The organism is Rathayibacter sp. AY1A5 (assembly GCF_002930875.1).
Taxonomy (GTDB): Bacteria; Actinomycetota; Actinomycetes; order Actinomycetales; family Microbacteriaceae; genus Rathayibacter.
In genome coordinates, this window is the sequence record NZ_PSTM01000005.1 from 168,625 (window position 1) to 188,008 (window position 19,384).

Genomic DNA, 19,384 nt, shown 5'->3' on the forward strand with positions numbered 1-19,384 from the left:
GTCGTCGGATGAGCACCGACCCCTGGCCCCTGTTCTCGCTGGAGCTGCGCACGCCGCGGCTCGAGCTGCATCCGGTCCGCGACGCCGACCTCGGCCCTCTCGCCGACGCGGCCCTCGCGGGCGTGCACGAGAGCGGCCGCTCGCCGTTCCCCTCCCCCTGGGCCGAGGCGCCGGCGGAGCGCCTGCCCGGCGAGCTCGCCCGCTTCCACTGGTCGCAGCGCGCGCAGACGACGCGGGAGTCGTGGCGCGTCGCGTTCGCCGTGGTCGAGGACGGCCGGGTCGTCGGCTGCCAGGACGTGGTCGCCGAGTCCTTCGCCGCCACCCGCACCCTGACCTCGGGCTCGTGGCTCACCCGCTCGGCGCAGGGCCGCGGCCTCGGGCGGGAGATGCGCGCCGCCGTGCTCCTCCTCGCCTTCGACCACCTCGGAGCCGAGGTCGCCGAGAGCGCCGCTCTCGCCTGGAACACCCGCTCGATCCGGGTCTCGGAGGCCCTCGGCTACCGGCCGAACGGGACGCACCGGATCGTCGGTCCGGACGGTGCGCCGGTCGAGGAGCTGCGGTTCCGCGTCACACCGGAGACCCTGGTGCGGCCGGAATGGACGCTGGAGGCCTCGGGGATCGACGCCGCACGAGCGGTCCTCGTCCAGGATCCGCTCGGTCCGCCCTCCCCCGTCTGATTCACCAGAACATCGTGCCCGGCGAGCCCTTGAACGGACCGACCACGCGCGAGGTGATCCAGCCGCCGTAGAAGTCGCCCGGCTGCGGCTGGACCGCCTCGCCGTCGACCGTGCAGGAGTCCATCCGGCCGGGGTAGAGGGCGACGGTGTCGACGAGGGCCTCGAAGCCGGCCATCGGCTCGGGGTACGTCCAGCCCGCCGCCTCCGCGACCGCTCCTCCTCCCCCGCGCACGGTCAGGTAGGAGGCCGCGCCCTTGAACTCGCAGATGCTGCGGCCGGGCGCGGGCTCGAGCGCCCCGGGCGCGAACGAGGACACGGGGAGGTAGTAGACGGGAGGGTGGCTCGTCTCGAGGACGCGGAGAGCGTCGCGGGACTCGGCGACGACGACGCCGCCCAGCCGCACGACCACGTGCTCGGTGGTGGTCTCGACCCTCGGGGGTCGCGGGTAGTCCCAGACGGATTCCTGGCCCTCGGCGGGCGGCACGCGCTTCATCCCGCTCACGCTACGCGGCGGGGAGCGGTGCTCCGGCGCCTCCCAGAGGATGCCCGGGCGGACGCCGCGGCTCCGCAGATCCCCGCCGCCGGGACGCGCGGGGGCCCCGGTCGCGTAACGTCGTCCCTGCGGCGGAACCCCGAGCCCGCGCGCAGAAGGAATCCAGAGTGCCCACCGAATGCATCCACGGCCTCGACATCGCGCTCTGCGACGTCTGCACCCCGAAGAAGCTCCCCGAGCAGGTCGGCCGTGCCACCCGCGCCCCCGCGCGCGTGCCCGGGACCTCCCGTGCGGCCACCGCCCGTGCCGCCGCCCGCGGCACGGCGCGCGAGAAGCCCCTGCCGAAGGTCGACATCGCCGCGCAGCGGATCTACCACGTCACCCACCTCGACAACCTCGAGGCGATCGTCGCCGCCGGCGCGATCCTGGCGGACCAGCAGCTCCAGGAGCGCCCCGCGATCGACGTCAGCGCCGAGACCACCCGCGAGCACCGCCGTGCCGTGCAGGTGAAGGACGGCGTCAGCGTCGCCGGCTTCGTGCCCTTCTTCCTCTCCCCCGACGCCGCCCTCTGGGCCGACCTGCGCGGCGAGCGGGTCGCTCCGCACTGGTCGCCGAGCGCCCACGAGACCACCGCTTCGCAGTACGTCGTCCTGGTGGGCTCGCTCGCCTCCGCCCCGGTCCTGAGCGACGGCGACGCCTCCCACGTCCTCACGCGCTTCACCGAGGGCGACGCGCTCGTGCGCACCTTCGCGCGCCTCCTGGTCGACGAGCCGGCCCTGCGCAGCGCCGAGGCGCTCGTGCCCGAGCGCTTCCCGCTCGAGGGCGTCGCGACGGTCGGCGTGGCGTCGGTCGCCGCCCGCAACCGCGTCAAGGCTCTCTTCGAGGGCATCGACGCCTCTCCCCGCGTCGCCGTCTACCCGCCGTGGTTCCACCCGGTGGCCGAGGAGGAGTGACCCGGCGCTAGTCGGCCTCGAGGAGGTCGAGGCGGTCGGCCAGGTACCGGCGCAGCGGCATCAGTCCCTGCTCTCCCAGACCGGGCGCCCAGCGCACGAGCACCTCGGAGCCGTGCAGTGCCAGCGGCTCCTGGCCCGACTCGAGCGCTGCGGCGTCCAGTGCGAGGCGCCGGCAGCCGTAGTTGACGATCTCGCCCTCCTGGAACGGACCGTCGAAGGCGGCGCGCCGGATCTCGCGGCGCGCCTCCTGCGACTCGGACTGGTTGTTGGCGTGCAGCGGAGCGACGGCACGCGTGACAGAGCCCGTCGCGAGGAGCTCTCCCTCGCGTCCGAGGAGGAGCACGCCGAGGCGCCACGCGCGGGTCACCGGCGCCATCACCGGCTTGCGGTGGAAGCCGAGGATCGCGCGCGGCGTCCGCAGCTCGGCGACGGCCTGGTCGGCGATGCCGCGGGCGTCGAGCTCTGCGGAGACCTCGCGCAGGAGCGCGGCCAGATCGGCGGCGGCCTGCTCGGCCCCGGGTGCTGCGGGCATCGCTCCTCCTCGGCTCGTCCCGCCAGCCTACGGGCGCGGTGTGCACCGGCCACCCCGCTCCGCACCGCTAGCATCGCCTGACGACACCGAGGAGGACGAGCGATGCGCGTCATCATGATGGGCCCGCCCGGCGTGGGCAAGGGCACCCAGGCGGCCGTGCTGTCGCGCGAGCTGGGGGTGCCGGCGATCTCCACCGGCGATCTGTTCCGCGCGCACGTCGCCGACGGCACCGACCTCGGACGGCGTCTGCGGGCGCTCGTGGAGGCCGGCGAGTACGTGCCGGACGAGCTGACGAACGCCCTGGTCGCCGAGCGCATCGCCGAGGAGGACGCCCGGGACGGGTTCATCCTCGACGGCTACCCGCGCACGCTCGCCCAGGTGGACGCGCTGGCGGAGCTCCTCGAGGAGCGGGGCACGCCGCTCTCGTGCGTCGTGCTGCTGACGGCCGACGCAGACGTGGTCCTCGAACGGCTGCACGTGCGGGCGCAGGAGCAGGACCGCGCCGACGACGACCCCGAGGTGGTGCGGAACCGGATCGAGGTCTACGAGCGCGAGACGGCTCCTCTGGCGGAGGTCTACGACGAGCGCGAGCTCCTGGTGCGGATCGACGGCTCCGCCTCGCAGGACGAGGTCGCCGCGAGGATCATCGCGGCGTGCCGGCCCGAGTGAGCCGACCCGCCGCGACGCGGGGTCAGATCGCCGAGGCGAGGACCTCGTCGAGCTTGGCCGAGGCCTCCTCGTCGGTGCCCTTCAGGGCGAGCGAGAGCTCCGACACGAGGATCTGACGCGCCTTGAGGAGCATCCGCTTCTCGCCGGCCGAGACGCCGCCCGCCTGCTCGCGGCGCCACAGGTCGCGGACGACCTCGCTGACGCGGTACACGCTGCCGCTGGCCATCTTCTCCTGGTTGGCCTTGAAGCGGCGGGACCAGTTGCTGGCCTCCTCCGCGACGTCGCTGCGCAGGACGTCGTAGACCGCCTGGACTCCGGCGTCGTCGATGATCTCGCGGACGCCGACGAGCTCGGCGTTCTCGACGGGGAGGGTGATGGTGAGCTCGCTGGTGTGCACGTTCATCGTCATGAACGTCTTCTCGACGCCCTTGACCGAGCGCTTCTCGAGCCCGGTGATCGTCACCGCTCCGTGGTGCGGGTAGACCAGGGTCTCGCCGACCTCGAATGTCATCATGTCGTGCCTTTCGTCGTGGGGCGTGGTGGGAGTGAGGAGTCCAGGGGGCGCAGCGGCGCCGCGGCGAGCCAGGCCGGGAGCAGCGCGACGAGGTGCTCGACCAGCTCCTCGTCGGTGCCGTCGAGGGAGCCGGCGAGCCAGGCGCCGACCACGGAGAGGACGCCGCCGGCCGCGAAGACCGCGGTGAGCTCGGGGTCGACCGCTGCGGGGACGTCGACCCGGGCGAGCACCTCGCGGTGCAGGGCGAGCGCCGTGTCGAGCACGGCGTCGTCGGAGGCGACCCGGGCGGAGGGCAGCGCGCGGAGCCGGGCATGGAAGGCGTGGCGGTCGACCAGCCGCTCGACGAGCCGCGAGTAGCCGCGCTGCAGGGCGTCGGCTCCGGAGCGGTCGGCGGGATCGCCCTCGGCGACGTCGGCGACCACGAGGTCCTGGCGGAGCAGCGCGGAGGCGACTCCCGCCGCGTCGTCGAAGTGGGCGTAGAACGAGCTGCGGCTGATCCCGGCCTCGCGCACGATGTCGCTCACCGCGATGCCCTCGGCCCTCTCGCCGTCGCTCTGCATGACGAGCCGCTCGACCGCGTCGAACACGCGGCGGCGGGTGCGCCGGGCTCGCGGATCGGCGGAGCCGAGCGCCGAGGGGGACTCCGCCGCGGGCACGGAGGCGAGGCGGGCGGGAGTCATCGACGTCAGTCTACCACTTCCCGGACAGGTGTACGGGAAGAGCGTCAGGCGCCCGTGCGAACCTGGTCGAGGCCGGCGATGCGGTCGATCGCGGCCTGCTCGCTCGGCGAGACCCGGCCGAGATACCGGCCCAGGAACACGAACAGCAGGCGGTTCGCCGTGATCGCGGGCCACCACGGGCGCCGGAGGCCCAGGAGCCTCCGCACCTCGGGGCTGAGTGAGGCGACCGCGCCGGCGAACAGCAGCGGGTAGACCACGCCCGCCTCGCCCGGCAGCCGGATGTCGCGGAGGAAGCCGACCGCCTCGTGCACGCGTGCGTCGGGCTTGAGCTCGCCCGCGAATCCGGCGAGCTGCGCGCGGAGCTCCGCGACGCTCTCGGGCGGATCCTGCACTCCGAGCAGCCGGCCGGAGGCGGCCCACTCGCGCACGTAGGCGTCGGGGCCGCCGGGGATCCGTCCGCCCCAGATCTCGTGGGCGCCGAGGAACGCGTCGGTGAAGGCGTCGTGCACCCAGAGCAGCAGGCGGGGGTCCTGCGCCGAGTAGGAGCGCTCGCGCCCGCCGGCGTCCTCGTAGGAGCCGACGATCCGCTCGTGCACGCCGGTCACCCAGCGCGCCGCTCCGCTCGCCGCGGCGGTGTCGCCGAAGCTGGTGGTCAGGACCCAGCGGACCGTGTTGTCGAGCCGGCCCATCGGGTCCTCGCGGTAGCGGGAGTGGTCGTGCACACCGGCCATCGCTCCGGCGTGGAGGGTCTGCATGAGCAGAGCCCGCACTCCGGCGATCATCGTGGGCAGGCCGCCGTTGACCGCCCAGACCGCGCTGCCCGGTCCGAAGAGCCCGGCGTCGTCGCCCTTCTCGAGGGCCACGATCCAGTCGGCGCGGGGGCGGGGGCGGCGGCGTCTCATCCGCTCAGTGTGCGCTCGGATCCTGGGCCGCGGCTGGCCGTTCTGTCACCCTTCGTGGGGCCGTGGTCACTCGGCCAGCAGTTCGCGGACGTCGTCGGCCGACAGCGCCCGGGCGAAGAGCTCGCCCTCGTCGAGCACCGCCGTGCTGAGGCGGCCCTTGCGCTCCTGGAGGCGCACGATCTTCTCCTCGATCGTGTCCGTCGCCACCAGCCGGTACACGTTCACCCGCCGCTCCTGGCCGATGCGGTGCGCGCGGTCGACGGCCTGCGCCTCGGCCGCCGGGTTCCACCACGGGTCGAGGATGAAGACGTGGTCGGCCTCGGTGAGGGTGAGCCCGGTGCCGCCCGCCTTCAGGCTGATCAGGAAGACGGGCGCGGCTCCCGAGCGGAACTCCTCGATCACTCCCGCGCGGTCCCGCGTGGAGCCGTCGAGCTGCACGAACGGGATGCCGCGCCGACGCAGCCGCTCCCCCGCCCGCTCCAGGTACGAGGTGAAGGTGCTGAAGACGAGGGCCCGACGGCCTTCCGCGATCACGTCGTCGAGCTGCTCGACGAGCACGTCGAGCTTCGCGGACGGGACGTGCCGGTAGGCCGGGTCGACCAGGGACGCGTCGAGCGCGAGCAGGCGCAGGAGGGTGAGCGATCGGAACACCGTGAAGCGCTGCCGGTCGAGGTCGTCGACCAGGCCCAGGAGCTTCCGCCGCTCGCGCTGGAGGTAGCCGTCGTAGAGCACCCGGTGGGCGGGCGTCAGCGCGACCTCGATCGTCTGCTCCTGCTTCTCGGGGAGCTCCGGCGCCACCGCCTCCTTGGTGCGGCGGAGCAGGAACGGACGCAGTCGCCGGCGCAGTCTCTCGAGGCGGCGGCGCGCGCCCTCGGTGTGGCTGACGGTCCGTCCCTCGGACAGATCGGGCGAGGCGATGCCGACGGGCGCCTCCGCGTGCAGGATCGGCCGGGTGTACTCCTCGCGGAAGCGGCGCAGCGGCGGCAGGAGCCCGGGCGCCACCAGGGCGAGGACCGCCCAGAGCTCGTCGAGCGAGTTCTCCAGCGGTGTGCCGGTGAGCGCGAGCGTGACGGGCGCGCCGACCCCGCGGGCGGCCCGGTGCGTCTGCGAGGCGGGGTTCTTGACGAACTGGGCCTCGTCGAGGATCAGCGCCGACCACGTCCTCGACGCCCAGCGCTCGCCGCCGAGGCGCAGGACCGCGTAGCTGGTGAGGACCACGTCCGCGTCGGCCGGGATCGCGTCGAGCGCGCCCTCCCGCGAGCTCGCGACGACGTGGACGCGCAGGGCGGGCGCGAAGCGCTCGGCCTCCGAGCGCCAGCCCGGCACGACCGAGGTGGGGGCGACCACGAGGAACGGCGCGCGGCGGATCCCGGCGCGGCCCGCCTCCTCGACCGCGTCGAGCATCATGGCCAGCGCCTGCAGGGTCTTGCCGAGGCCCATGTCGTCGGCCAGGATCCCGCCGAGCCCGTGACGGAGGCGGTGCACGAGCCAGGCGTAGCCCGCCCGCTGGTACGGACGCAGCCGGGCGGTCAGGCCCTCCGGCGGCTCCACGTCCTCCGGCGACCCGGCGGCCAGCGCGGAGTCGAGCACGGCGCGCCACGCGTCGGAGGGGACGCTCTCGTCGGCGAGCTCCTCCAGCTCGTTCCACAGCCCGGCCTGGTGCCGGCCGAGCCGCGGTCCCGTCTCCCACTCCTCGAGCTCGTCCGCCCGGGTCAGCAGCTCCCGGAGCCGGTCGAGGCCGGGGTGCGCGAGCGAGAGGTAGGAGTGGTCGACCAGGCGGATGCGGTCGCCGCCCGCGGCCAGAGCGCGGAAGAGGGGCAGGAACGGCACGGTCGCGTCGCCGATGGTCACGACGACGCCGAGGTCGAACCAGTCGGCGCTCTCGGTGTCGACCGCGGTGATGGTGAGCGTGAGCGGTCCGGTCAGCAGGCGGTAGTCCGGGGCCGCGCCCTCGCGCTCGATCCGGACCCCGCCGATCCCCTCCAGCTGCGGGAGCTGCTCCACCACGAACACCGCCGCCTCGGCCCCGCGCAGGACCGCGCTCGTCCCCGGCTCCGGCACGAGAGCGGACCCGGCCTCGCCGAGCACCGAGCGCACCCGGCGGAGCACCGCGCGCTCGAGAGCCGCGTCGGCCGTGCCGTCGAGCTCGCCCGCGCGATCGGGCGAGCGGCGCCAGTGCCAGCCCACCCTGACGGCGCGCCGCGGCTCGAACGAGACCGTGCAGACCAGGCGCGGGGGCTCCGGATCGTCCAGGACGAGGTCGACGCCCTCCTCGCGCACCGCGACGCGGCCGCGGAGGGCGGGGAGGTGCTCGCCGACGAACTCGGGCACGTCCTCCGCCGGGACCTCCGTCTCCTCGGGGTGGTCGAGGAGCCGCAGCTCCTCGTCGTCGAAGGGCAGGGACGCGGGCGCGAGCAGGAGCGAGGACGGATCGCCGCCCTCGACCGCGTAGACGCCGTGCCGGGCGACCGGACGCGCCGACTCGGGCGCGTGCTCCGCGCCGTCGATCCGCAGGACGGGCCGCAGCCGGAGCGCTCCCTCCTCCGCCGAGACCGTCACCGCCACATGCGCGGGACCGGCGAGACGGACCGCGCCCTTCTCCGGGGCGAGCAGCGGGATCCCGGCGGCCTGCGCCTGCTCGAGCAGCCGCCAGAGCAGTGGGCTCTCGTAGTCGTCGAGGTGGATCCAGTCGGGGTCCTGCCCGAGGTGGACGGTGCGCGTGGCGCGGTGCAGAGCCGCGAACTCGGCGAACCAGCGCTGGTGAGCGGGGTCGAGCGAGAGCCGGTGGGTCTGGAAGTTCAGCGACTTCCAGGTGAGGGTGGTGCGGTTCCAGGCGCCCCCGCGCCCACGGACGGCGGGGCGGGTGGCCAGACGGTGGTCGCGGCGCTCGTCGGGATCGTAGGTCTTCGCCGTGACGCGCTCGCTCGCCGGCGCCCGCCACGGATCGTCGGCCCGGCGCACCAGCCGGCGCAGCTCGAACTGCAGCCCGATCGGAGTGAGGACGGTCGGCGACTCGGCCTCGGGGGGTCCGCTGAGCTCGCCGACGCGGGCGCGCCAGGAGGAGGGGGTCGACTCGGGAGGCACCGCCCCATGCTGCCACGCGCCGCCGACACCCCCGCCCGCACCGCGTGACGGGCAGAATCGGAGGATGACCAGCAGCGACTCCCCCGCGCCCACCGTCCTCACCCTCGGCAGCGAGAGCCTGCGCCTCGCCCTGACGACCGCCGGGGCCGAGATGACGTCCCTCCGCGACGACGAGGGCCGCGAGTACCTGTGGCAGGCAGGCCCGGAGTGGCGCCGGCACGCTCCCGTCCTGTTCCCGATCATCGGGCGCCTCCCCGGCGACACGCTGCACCACGACGGCGCGGACCACCGGATGGGGCAGCACGGCTTCGCGCGGGACCGGGTCTTCGAGCTCGCGGGCGTCTCGGCGGACGAGGCGGTGTTCCGGCTCCGGAGCGACGACGCCACGCGCGCGGTGTTCCCCTTCGACTGGACGCTCCTCATCGCCTACGCCGTGACCGGCGCCTCGCTCCGGATCACCCAGACCGTCGAGAACAGGGGTCCCTCTCCGCTGGGCTTCTCGCTCGGGAACCACCCGGCCTTCGCGCTGCCGCTGCCCGAGGGCCGCGGCGAGCACCGCATCCGCTTCGCGCAGCCCGAGCCGGAAGGGTACCGCCGCGCTCCGGAGAACCTGCTGCTCGAGGCGCGCCACCCGGCGCCGCTCGAGGACGGGGTCCTGACAGTGGACGACGCGCACTTCGAGGAGGGCGTGATGATCTTCGACGAGCCGCGCCGGCGGACCCTCCGGCTCGAGGCCGACGGCGCCGCCCGCGCGATCGTCGTCGACACCGGGGACTTCGACGTGGTCGGCGTGTGGAAGCCCGTCGGGGCCCCGTTCGTCTGCCTCGAGCCGTGGCGGAGCGTCCCGACCCCCGAGGGCTGGGACGGCGACATCGTCGACAAGCCGCGCCAGATCGTCCTCGAGCCGGGCGGCCGGCGGTCGCTGTCCTACAGCATCGCGCTGAGCTGAACGTCCTCGCGCTGGATCTGCGCGTCGAGCAGCTCGAAGCGGCGGATGATCAGCCCCTCGCGGGTGGCCCAGGGGCAGATCACCAGGGTCTCGATGCCGAGGGCGTCCATGGCCGCCTCCGCGACGAGAGCGCCCGCGAGCAGCTGCGGAGCCCGCAGAGCGGAGACGCCGGGCAGCGCTGAGCGGTCGGCCGCGCTGATCGCGGCGAGGCGGGCGGACCACAGCCGGAGATCGACCAGGTGCAGCTCGCGGCGCACCAGCGGACCGGCGGCGCTCGGAGCGGCGCCGGTGATCCGCGCCAGCGAGCGGAAGGTCTTCGACGTGCCTGCGACCAGGTCGGGGCGCGCCAGGGCGAGGAAGCCGCGGACGGGCTCCGCGAGCACCTCGCGGGCGTGACGCCGGGCGGCCTTCACGCTCGTGGCCGAGGCGGGATCGCCGACCAGCAGGTCCCGCGTCACCCGCCCCGCTCCGAGCGGGACCGACACGGCGAGCTCGGGCACCTCGTCCACGCCCATCGAGAGCTCGAACGAGCCGCCGCCGATGTCGAGGTCCAGGATCGAGCCCGCGCCCCAGCCGAACCAGCGGCGCACGGCGAGGAAGGTGGCCGACGCCTCCGCCTCGCCGCCGAGCTCCTGGAGGTGCACTCCCGTCTCGGCGCGGACCCGGTCGAGGACCGCCGCGCCGTTGCCGGCCTCGCGGATCGCCGAGGTCGCGAACGCCAGCAGGTCCTCCGCGCGGTGCTCGCGGGCGACCTCGGCGGCCTCGGTCACGAACGCGATCAGCTCGCGCTGGCCCCGCTCGGTGATCTCCCCCGCCTCGTCGAGGTGCGCCACGAGAGCGAGGCTCCGCTTGTGCGAGCGGTAGGGCACCGGGCGGGCGCCGGGGTGCGCGTCGACGAGGAGCAGGTGGACCGTGTTGGAGCCGATGTCGAGCACGCCGAGTCGCATGGGTCCACGGTATCCGCCCGCGGAGGCGCGTCCCGCCACGCGGACCGCCGGGGAACGCCGGAGGGCCCGGCCGCTCTCGCGACCGGGCCCTCCGGGGGTGCTGGACTCAGTGGTCCCAGTTCTCGGCCCTGTCGGCCGAGCTGGACGAGCCGACGATGTGCACCCGCATGTCGTTCGTCGTGCCGGCGCGCCCGGGGGGCGATCCGGAGACGACGACCACGGTCTCGCCCGCCTGGGCGAGGCCCTCGCGGAGCAGCACCGCGTCCACCTGCGCGAACATCGCGTCGGTGTGGTTGACGCGCGGCGTGACGAAGGACTGGACGCCCCAGTTCAGCGCCATGCGGCGGCGGACGGCCGGCTCGGGGGTGAAGCCGATGATCGGGATGCCGTGGCGCAGGCGCGTCATGCGGCGGACCGAGTCGCCCGACTCCGTGAACACGCAGAGGAACTTCGCCTCGACGAACTCCGCGACCTCGGCGGCGGCCAGCGTGACCGATCCGCCCTGGGTGCGGGGCTTGCTGCCCAGCGGGGGGATGCGCTCCAGGCCGTGCTCCTCGGTGGACTCGACGATGCGGGCCATGGTCTGCACGGTGACGACGGGCCAGGCTCCGACGCTGGTCTCGCCCGAGAGCATGACCGCGTCCGCGCCGTCGAGGATGGCGTTCGCGACGTCCGAGGCCTCGGCCCGCGTGGGGCGGGGGCTCTCGATCATCGACTCGAGCATCTGGGTCGCGACGATGACCGGCTTCGCCCAGCGGCGGGCGAGCTCGACGGCGTGCTTCTGCACGATCGGCACCGCCTCGAGGGGCAGCTCGACGCCGAGGTCGCCGCGGGCGACCATGATGCCGTCGAAGACGTCGATGATCTCCTGCAGGTTGTCGACCGCCTGCGGCTTCTCGATCTTGGCGATGACGGGAGCCTTGCGGCCCTCCTCCGCCATGATCTCGTGCACGCGCTCGATGTCGCTGGCGTTGCGCACGAAGGAGAGGGCGATGATGTCGGCGCCGAGGCGGATCGCCCAGCGGAGGTCGTCCTCGTCCTTCTGGGAGAGGGCGGGGACGTTGACCGCGACACCGGGCAGGTTGATGCCCTTGTTGTTCGAGACGTTGCCGGGGACGACGACCTCGGTGACGACCCGGGGGCCCTCGACGGCGGTGACGCGGACAGCGACCTTGCCGTCGTCGATGAGGAGCATGTCGCCCGGGTTCACGTCGTCCGGGAGGCCCTTGAACGTGGTGCCCGAGAGCTCGCGCGTGCCGAGGACGTCCTCGGTGGTGATGGTGAAGACGTCGCCCTCGGCGAGGGCGTACGGGCCGCCCTCGAACTTGCCGAGGCGGATCTTCGGACCCTGCAGGTCGACGAGGATCGCGACCGCGCGCCCGGCGTCGTCCGCGGCCTTCCGCACGATGCGGTAGATGCCTTCGTGGACGTCGTAGCTTCCGTGACTGAGGTTCATGCGGGCCACGTCCACGCCGGCGTCGATGATCGCACGAATGGTCTCGTACGACGACGTTGCCGGGCCGAGGGTGGCGACGATTTTCGCTCGTCTCATTGAGGGGGTGCTCCGTTGTTCTGCGCCCGGAGGCGCGTCGTTAGCGGGGAGGGTGAGCTGATTGCTGGCGGGCCGAGACTATCGCGTCCCGGGGACTAGAGCGTGAAGCCCCGGTCGTTGGGGCCGACCGGCGCCGGCAGCTGGGTCGTGCCCTCGAGGTAGCGGTCGACCTCGGCCGCGACGGAGCGGCCCTCCGCGATCGCCCAGACGATCAGGGACTGGCCGCGCCCGGCGTCGCCGGCCACGAAGACGCCGGGGACGGAGGTCTCGAAGGCGTCGCCGCGCGCGACGTTGCCGCGCTCGGTGAAGGGGACGTCGAGCTGACGGCCGAGATGGTCCGCCTCCGGGCCGGTGAAGCCGAGGGCGAGCAGGACCAGGTCGGCCGGGATCTCGCGCTCGGTGCCCGCCTTGGGGACGCGGCGCCCGTCGAGGTACTCGGTCTCGGCCACGCGCACCGCGCGGACCTCGCCGCCCTCGTTCGCGAGGAACTCCACGGTCGACGCGAGGAACATCCGCTCCCCGCCCTCCTCGTGGGCGCTCGAGACCTCGAACACGGTCGGGTCCATCGGCCAGGGCTGGCTGTCCGGGCGCTGCGACGGCGGCTGCTGCCCGATCGCCAGGTTCGTGACCGACGCGGCCTTCTGGCGGTGGGCGGTGCCGATGCAGTCCGCTCCGGTGTCGCCTCCGCCCAGGACGACGACGTGCTTGCCCTCGGCCGAGATCTGCTCGAAGACGCGGTCGCCCGCGATCGCGCGGTTCGACTGCACGAGGTACTCCATGGCGAAGTGCACGCCGTCGAGGTCGCGACCCGGGATCGGCAGGTCGCGCGGCACGAGAGCACCGGTGGCGACCACGACCGCGTCGTAGCGCGCCCGCAGGTCGTCCCAGGTGATGTCGGAGCCGATGTCGACGCCCGCGCGGAACCGGGTGCCCTCGGCCTTCATCTGGTTCAGGCGGAGCTCGAGGTGCTTCTTCTCCATCTTGAAGTCCGGGATCCCGTAGCGCAGGAGGCCGCCGATGCGGTCGTCGCGCTCGTAGACCGCGACGGTGTGCCCGGCGCGGGTGAGCTGCTGAGCGGCGGCGAGCCCCGCCGGGCCGGAGCCGACGACCGCGACGGTCTTGCCGGTCAGGCGCTCCGGCGGGTGCGGCTGCACCCAGTCGTTGCCGAAGGCCTGATCGATGATCGAGACCTCGATCTGCTTGATCGTGACGGCGGGCTGATTGATGCCGAGCACGCAGGACGACTCGCACGGCGCCGGGCAGAGCCGGCCCGTGAACTCCGGGAAGTTGTTCGTCGCGTGCAGGCGCTCGATCGCCTGGCGGCCCTCGCCGCGCCACATCAGGTCGTTCCACTCGGGGATCAGGTTCCCCAGCGGGCAGCCCTTGTGGCAGAACGGGATGCCGCAGTCCATGCAGCGGCCCGCCTGCCGGCGCAGCACGGCGGAGTCGCCCTGCTCGTAGACCTCTTTCCAGTCCATCAGGCGGACGGACACGGGACGCCGCTTGGGCAGCTCCCGGTCCTGCACCTTCAGGAACCCCTTGGGATCAGCCACCGGTCACCTCCAGAATCCGTCCCCAGACGACGTCGCCGTCGGGGTCGAGCCCCTCCTCCACAGCGGATGCGCGCGTCGCGAGCACCGCGGCGAAGTCGCGGGGCAGTACCTTGACGAAACGCGAGACCGTTCCGTCGAAATCGTCGAGCATCCCCTGGGCCAGGGTCGACTCGGTCTCCGCGACGTGCCGCTCGAGCAGATCGCGCAGGATCTCCACGTCGGCGCTGCCGAGCTCGGAGAGGGTCAGCTCGCCGGAGGCGATCGCGTCGCGGTTCACGAGCTCGCGGCGCAGGCCGTGGATGTAGGCCGTGCCGCCCGACATGCCGGCGCCGAGGTTCCGCCCGGTCTCGCCGAGGATCACCGCCAGGCCGCCGGTCATGTACTCGAGCGCGTGGTCGCCCACTCCCTCGACCACCGCGGTGGCGCCGGAGTTGCGGACCAGGAAGCGCTCGCCGACCATCCCGCGGATGAACATCGTGCCCTGGGTCGCCCCGTAGCCGATCACATTGCCCGCGATCACGTTCGTCGAGGCGTCGAAGGTGCTGCGGCGGTCCGGCCGCACCACGATCTGGCCGCCCGAGAGGCCCTTGCCGACGTAGTCGTTGGAGTCGCCCTCGAGCCGCAGAGTGATGCCGGCGGGGAGGAACGCTCCGAGCGACTGCCCGGCCGAGCCGCGGAGCGACACGACGATGGAGTCGGCCGGCAGGCCGTTCTCGCCGAATCGGACGGTGACCTCGTGGCCCAGCATGGTGCCGACGGCGCGCTCGGTGTTCTTGATCTCGCGCTCGATCCGCACGGTGCCGCGGTGGTCGAGCACGTTCGCCGCGAGGCGGATCAGCTCGTTGTCGAAGTGGTGCTCGAGCTCGTGCTCCTGCGCGCGGCCGTGGCGGCGCGGCTCCTCCGCCGTGAAGACCGGTCCGACGAGGATCGGCGTCAGGTCGAGCCCGCTCGCCTTCCAGTGCTCGATCGCCTGGTCGACGTCGAGCAGCTCGCGGTGGCCGACGATCTCGTCGACGCTCCGGAAGCCGAGCTGCGCGAGGTATTCGCGCACCTCCTGGGCGATGAACTCGAAGAAGTTGACGACGAACTCGGGCTTGCCGGAGAACCGCTGGCGCAGCTCCGGGTTCTGCGTCGCGACGCCCACCGGGCAGGTGTCGAGGTGGCAGACGCGCATCATGATGCAGCCCTCGACGATCAGCGGAGCCGTCGCGAAGCCGAACTCCTCGGCTCCGAGCAGCGCGCCGATGACGACGTCGCGACCGGTCTTCATCTGGCCGTCGACCTGCACGACCACGCGGTCGCGCATGCCGTTGAGCATCAGCGTCTGCTGGGTCTCGGCCAGGCCGAGCTCCCAGGGCGTGCCCGCGTGCTTGAGCGAGTTCACCGGGCTCGCGCCGGTGCCGCCGTCGTGACCCGAGACGAGGATCACGTCGGCGAGGGCCTTCGCGGTGCCGGCGGCGACCGCTCCGATGCCCGACTGGCTGACCAGCTTCGCGTGGATGCGCGCCGACGGGTTCGCCCGCTTGAGGTCGAAGATCAGCTGCTTGAGGTCCTCGATCGAGTAGATGTCGTGGTGCGGCGGCGGCGAGATCAGGCCGACACCGGCGGTCGCGTGCCGGGTGCGCGCGATCCACGGGTACACCTTCGTCGGCGGCAGCTGACCGCCCTCGCCGGGCTTGGCGCCCTGGGCGAGCTTGATCTGGATGTCGTCGGCGTGGGTGAGGTACATGCTCGTGACGCCGAAGCGGCCCGAGGCGACCTGCTTGATCGCGGAGCGGCGCTCCGGGTCGAGCAGCCGCTCGGTGTCCTCGCCGCCCTCGCCCGTGTTCGACTTGGCGCCGAGGCGGTTCATCGCGATGGCGAGCGTCTCGTGCGCCTCCGGCGAGATGGAGCCGTAGCTCATCGCGCCCGTCGAGAAGCGCTTCACGATCGCCTCGACCGGCTCGACCTCGTCGATCGGGATCGGCGTGCGCCCCGCGGTGTCGAGCTTGAACATGCCGCGGAGGGTCATCAGCGAGCTCGCCTGGTCGTCGACCATCTTCGTGTACTCGCGGAAGACGTCGTAGCGGCGGTTGCGCGTCGAGTGCTGCAGGCGGAACACCGTGTCCGGGTTGAACAGGTGCGGGGCGCCGTCGCGGCGCCACTGGTACTCGCCGCCGACCGCCAGGCGCTCATGCGCGACGATCGCGCCGTCCTCGGGGTACGCGGCGCGGTGACGCGCGGCGTTCTCCTCGGCGACGACGTCGATGCCGATGCCGCCGAGCTTCGAGACGGTGCCGGTGAAGTACTGGTCGACGAACGCCTGGCTGAGGCCGACGGCCTCGAAGGTCTGCGCCCCGGCGTAGCTCGACACGGTGGAGATGCCCATCTTGGACATGATCTTCAGCACGCCCTTGCCGAGCGCCTTGATCACGTTCTTCACGGCCTTCTCCGGCGAGACGTCCGACAGCATGCCGCTGCGGACGAGGTCCTCGCAGGTCTCCATCGCCAGGTACGGGTTGACCGCGGAGGCGCCGTAGCCGATGAGCGTCGCCACATGGTGCACCTCGCGGACGTCGCCCGCCTCGACCACGAGCCCCACTCGCATCCGGTTCTCGGTGCGGATGAGGTGGTGGTGCACGGCGGCGAGCATCAGCAGCGAGGGGATCGGCGCGAGGTCCTTGGTGGAGTCGCGGTCCGAGAGCACCAGGAACTGCGCTCCCGCGGCGATGGCCTCGTCGGCCTCATCGCACATCTCGTCGATGCGGTCCTGCATCGCGCGGGGTCCCGCGTCGACGCGGTAGAGGCCGCGGATCGTCGTGGTGATGTGGCTCAGCGGGCGCGGCGCGATGTGCTGGATCTTCGCGAGCTCGTCGTTGTCGATGACCGGGAAGTCGAGGACGACCTGGCGCGCGTGCTCGGCACCGGCGGTCAGCAGGTTGCGCTCGGGGCCGAGGCCCAGACGGAGCGAGGTCACGACCTCCTCGCGGATCGAGTCCAGCGGCGGGTTCGTCACCTGCGCGAAGGCCTGCGTGAAGTAGTCGAAGAGCAGGCGGGGGCGCTTGGACAGGACGGCCACGGGGGTGTCCGAGCCCATCGCTCCGAGCGGCTCCGCACCGGCGCGCGCCATCGGCAGCAGGAGGAGGCGGACCTCCTCCTCGGTGTAGCCGAAGGTGCGCTGGCGGCGGTTGACCGAGGCGGGCGTGTGCACGATGTGCTCGCGCTCGGGGAGGTCCTTGAGGTTGATGCGGCCCTTCTCGAGCCACTCCTCGAACGGACCGGAGGCGGCGAGCTGCCCCTTGATCTCCTCGTCCTCGACGATGCGGCCCTGCTCGGTGTCGACCAGGAACATGCGGCCGGGCTGCAGGCGTCCCTTGCGGACCACCTTCGCGGGGTCGATGTCGAGCACGCCGATCTCGCTGGCGAGCACCACGAGCCCGTCGTCGGTGACGACGTAGCGGCCGGGTCGGAGCCCGTTGCGGTCGAGGGTGGCGCCGACGAGCTCGCCGTCGGTGAAGACGATCGCGGCCGGGCCGTCCCACGGCTCCATGAGCATCGAGTGGTACTCGTAGAACGCGCGGCGCTTCGGGTCGAGCGCGCCGTCCTGGTTCTCCCAGGCCTCCGGCACCATCATCATGATCGCGTGCGGGAGCGACCGGCCGGCCAGATTGAGCAGCTCGACGGTCTCGTCGAACGAGGCGGAGTCGCTGCGGCCGGGCGAGACGATCGGGAACAGCGGGGCCAGGTCGCCCAGCTCGCGGCTCTTCAGCTGCGACTGGCGCGCGCGCATCCAGTTGCGGTTGCCCTGCACCGTGTTGATCTCGCCGTTGTGCGCGATCATCCGGAACGGCTGAGCGAGCGGCCACGAGGGGAAGGTGTTGGTGGAGTACCGGGAGTGCACCAGCGCGAGCTTCGACGCGAAGCGCTCGTCGGACAGGTCCGGGTAGAACGGCTCCAGCTGGAGCGTCGTCACCATCCCCTTGTAGACGAGCGTGCGGCTCGAGAGCGACATGAAGTAGACCTCGAGCTCGCGCTCGACGCGCTTGCGCAGGCGGAAGGTCAGGCGGTCGAGGCGCACGGAGGAGAGGGGCGTGCCGCTCTCGTCGGTCAGCTCGCTCCGGATGAACAGCTGCTCGATCGCCGGCATGGCGGCCCGGGCGAGCGTGCCGATCTCGTCGGGCTGCACGGGCACGGACCGCCAGCCGACCACGGCGAGGTTCTCCTCGCGGGCGATGTCGGCGATCGTCGACTTGACCCGCTCGCGCTCGAAAACGTCCACCGGGAGGAAGGCGTTGCCCACCGCGTACTGGCCCAGCGGCGGGAGCTCGAAGGGAGCGACCGCGCGAAGGAACTCGTCCGGGATCTGCGTGATGATCCCCGCGCCGTCGCCCGTTCCCGCGTCGGAGCCGACGGCGCCGCGGTGCTCGAGGTTGCGCAGCGCGTTCAGCGCGGCGTCGATGATGTCGTGGCCGGCGGTGCCGCGCATGGTGGCGACCATCGCGAGACCGCACGCGTCCTTCTCGGCGGCCGGGTCGTACATCCCCTGCGCCGGCGGCATGCCCAGGAAGGGCACGGCGCGGGCCGGGGTCGAGGGCTGGGCGGAGGCCATGGGAACCGTCCTCACGGGGGTGATGGCTGATCGGGACGTCGCTGGCCCGCGGTGGTGGAGGAGGAGCGGCTCCCCGATCGGGAGGGCCGCAGGGTTCTGCCGTGGCGCGAGCGTCGCGCGCCGCCGGCGGTGCCTGCACGACGACCCGCCCGCGGCAGCGCTCGTGGCTGCGCCGCGATGGGGCGGTCGTGGAGGTGTCGGGCACCCGGGAGGCGGTCGCGGAGGCTCCGCGACCTCCGTCAGGTGCGGGAGACCGTCGGCTTCTCGGCGTCGGTGCCGGAAGCAGGGGTGGTGGTGTCGTCGGAGTCGGACTCGACGTCCTCGAATTCTACCGCAGCCGGGGCGGGCGTCCACTCGCGACTCGGCCGGTAGGCCGAGGGCTCGGCGCCCGGGTGCTCGCGCTTCTGGATCACCACGAGGACCAGGCCGATGACCACGGCGATGAGCGCGGCCCAGACGTTGGTGCGGATGCCCCAGAAGAACTCGCTCGGGTCGATCCGGATGGACTCGAACCAGACGCGGCCGATCCCGTACCAGATCAGGTAGGCGGCGAAGACGGTGCCCCACTGCAGCTTGAGACGGCGCTCGAGCAGGAGGATGACCGCGATGCCGACGACGTTCCAGAGGATCTCGTAGAGGAAGGTCGGGTGGAAGAGCGTGCCCGCCGGGAGGCCGACGGGGAAGGCCGGGTTGGTGGTCTCGATCTCGAGGCCCCAGGGCAGGGTCGTGGGCAGGCCGAAGAGCTCGTGGTTGAACCAGTTGCCCAGGCGCCCGAGCGCCTGAGCGGCGAGCATGCCGGGGGCGAGGGCGTCGGCGAAGGTCCAGAAGCGCACTCCTGTCCAGCGGCAGCCGATGAACGCGCCGACCGCGCCTCCGATCAGCCCGCCGAAGATGGCGTTGCCGCCGTTCCAGATGCGGACGACCTCCCACGGGTCGGCGCCGTCGTAGAAGTAGTCGCCGGGGTGGGTGAGCACGTGGTAGGCGCGGGCGCCGACGATGCCGAGCGGCACCGCCCAGATGATGATGTCGAGCACGACCCACGGCTCCGCGCCGCGGCGCTTGAGGCGCTGGTTCGTCATGATCGTCGCCACGATGATCCCCGCGAGGATGCAGAGCGCGTAGGTGTGGATCGCGAGCGTGAAGGTGCCGATCGTGAGGTCGTACTGACTCCACGCGTCGGGGGGGCTCGGAATGCTCAGCGGTACGGACACCGGTACTCGACCTTTCGAAGGAGGGGGTCCCCCGGGCGCGGCTCGGCCGCGCCCCGGTGGGCATCCCGATTGTAGCGGGA

Annotated in this window: 15 protein-coding genes; 4 read left to right on the forward strand and 11 right to left on the reverse strand. The window is 72.9% G+C overall.

Annotation, left to right across the window (positions count from 1 at the left end):
- The first annotated feature begins 8 nt into the window (after window positions 1–8).
- Complete coding sequence (locus C5B98_RS05135; protein ID WP_104221887.1) at window positions 9–677, forward strand: GNAT family N-acetyltransferase; 669 nt, start codon at window positions 9–11, stop codon at window positions 675–677.
- Window position 678: 1 nt separating this feature from the next.
- On the opposite strand, the gene C5B98_RS05140 is transcribed toward C5B98_RS05135, so the two are convergent.
- Window positions 679–1,170, reverse strand: a complete 492-nt coding sequence (locus tag C5B98_RS05140) for a DUF427 domain-containing protein (RefSeq protein WP_104221885.1) — start codon at window positions 1,168–1,170, stop codon at window positions 679–681.
- A 167-nt stretch (window positions 1,171–1,337) separates the two neighbouring features.
- On the opposite strand from C5B98_RS05140, the gene C5B98_RS05145 reads away from it, so the two are divergent.
- Window positions 1,338–2,123 carry a DarT ssDNA thymidine ADP-ribosyltransferase family protein gene (locus C5B98_RS05145; RefSeq protein WP_104221883.1) on the forward strand — a complete coding sequence of 262 codons (786 nt, stop codon included), beginning with the start codon at window positions 1,338–1,340 and terminating at the stop codon, window positions 2,121–2,123.
- 7 nt (window positions 2,124–2,130) lie between these two features.
- Here C5B98_RS05145 and C5B98_RS05150 read toward each other — a convergent pair whose 3' ends face one another.
- Window positions 2,131–2,655, reverse strand: coding sequence for a hypothetical protein (locus C5B98_RS05150; protein WP_104221881.1), 525 nt, complete (start codon window positions 2,653–2,655; stop codon window positions 2,131–2,133).
- 102 nt (window positions 2,656–2,757) lie between these two features.
- On the opposite strand from C5B98_RS05150, the gene C5B98_RS05155 reads away from it, so the two are divergent.
- Window positions 2,758–3,324, forward strand: coding sequence for an adenylate kinase (locus C5B98_RS05155; protein ID WP_104221879.1), 567 nt, complete (start codon window positions 2,758–2,760; stop codon window positions 3,322–3,324).
- A 22-nt stretch (window positions 3,325–3,346) separates the two neighbouring features.
- On the opposite strand, the gene C5B98_RS05160 is transcribed toward C5B98_RS05155, so the two are convergent.
- The 4 genes from C5B98_RS05160 to C5B98_RS05175 form a co-directional block, all read right to left on the reverse strand.
- Window positions 3,347–3,835: a CarD family transcriptional regulator gene (locus tag C5B98_RS05160; protein ID WP_068257183.1), complete on the reverse strand. Its 489-nt coding sequence runs from the start codon at window positions 3,833–3,835 to the stop codon at window positions 3,347–3,349.
- Window positions 3,835–4,518 carry a TetR/AcrR family transcriptional regulator gene (locus C5B98_RS05165; protein WP_104327397.1) on the reverse strand — a complete coding sequence of 228 codons (684 nt, stop codon included), beginning with the start codon at window positions 4,516–4,518 and terminating at the stop codon, window positions 3,835–3,837. The genes C5B98_RS05160 and C5B98_RS05165 overlap by 1 nt, the downstream gene beginning before the upstream one ends.
- A gap of 44 nt (window positions 4,519–4,562) precedes the next feature.
- Window positions 4,563–5,420: an oxygenase MpaB family protein gene (locus C5B98_RS05170; RefSeq protein WP_104221875.1), complete on the reverse strand. Its 858-nt coding sequence runs from the start codon at window positions 5,418–5,420 to the stop codon at window positions 4,563–4,565.
- A 66-nt stretch (window positions 5,421–5,486) separates the two neighbouring features.
- Entirely contained in the window at window positions 5,487–8,504 is a 3,018-nt protein-coding gene (locus C5B98_RS05175) for a DEAD/DEAH box helicase (protein ID WP_104327402.1), read from the reverse strand.
- 64 nt (window positions 8,505–8,568) lie between these two features.
- On the opposite strand from C5B98_RS05175, the gene C5B98_RS05180 reads away from it, so the two are divergent.
- The gene (locus C5B98_RS05180; RefSeq protein ID WP_104221873.1) at window positions 8,569–9,453 is read left to right on the forward strand and encodes an aldose 1-epimerase family protein; all 885 of its coding nucleotides are present in this window, start codon (window positions 8,569–8,571) and stop codon (window positions 9,451–9,453) included.
- Here C5B98_RS05180 and C5B98_RS05185 read toward each other — a convergent pair.
- From C5B98_RS05185 to lgt, 5 genes are all read right to left on the reverse strand, one after another.
- Window positions 9,432–10,400 (reverse strand): exopolyphosphatase, encoded by a 969-nt coding sequence (locus C5B98_RS05185; RefSeq protein WP_104221871.1) that lies wholly within the window; start codon window positions 10,398–10,400, stop codon window positions 9,432–9,434. The genes C5B98_RS05180 and C5B98_RS05185 overlap by 22 nt on opposite strands.
- 106 nt (window positions 10,401–10,506) lie before the next feature.
- The gene (pyk, locus tag C5B98_RS05190) at window positions 10,507–11,952 is read right to left on the reverse strand and encodes a pyruvate kinase (RefSeq protein WP_104221869.1); all 1,446 of its coding nucleotides are present in this window, start codon (window positions 11,950–11,952) and stop codon (window positions 10,507–10,509) included.
- 95 nt (window positions 11,953–12,047) lie between these two features.
- Window positions 12,048–13,505 (reverse strand): glutamate synthase subunit beta, encoded by a 1,458-nt coding sequence (locus C5B98_RS05195; RefSeq protein ID WP_104221867.1) that lies wholly within the window; start codon window positions 13,503–13,505, stop codon window positions 12,048–12,050.
- Window positions 13,498–18,093 carry a glutamate synthase large subunit gene (gltB, locus tag C5B98_RS05200; protein WP_104221865.1) on the reverse strand — a complete coding sequence of 1,532 codons (4,596 nt, stop codon included), beginning with the start codon at window positions 18,091–18,093 and terminating at the stop codon, window positions 13,498–13,500. Before gltB ends, C5B98_RS05195 begins: the two co-directional genes overlap by 8 nt.
- Before the next feature lie 239 nt (window positions 18,094–18,332).
- Window positions 18,333–19,304, reverse strand: coding sequence for a prolipoprotein diacylglyceryl transferase (gene lgt, locus C5B98_RS05205; protein WP_258063440.1), 972 nt, complete (start codon window positions 19,302–19,304; stop codon window positions 18,333–18,335).
- Between the last annotated feature and the right edge of the window lie 80 nt (window positions 19,305–19,384).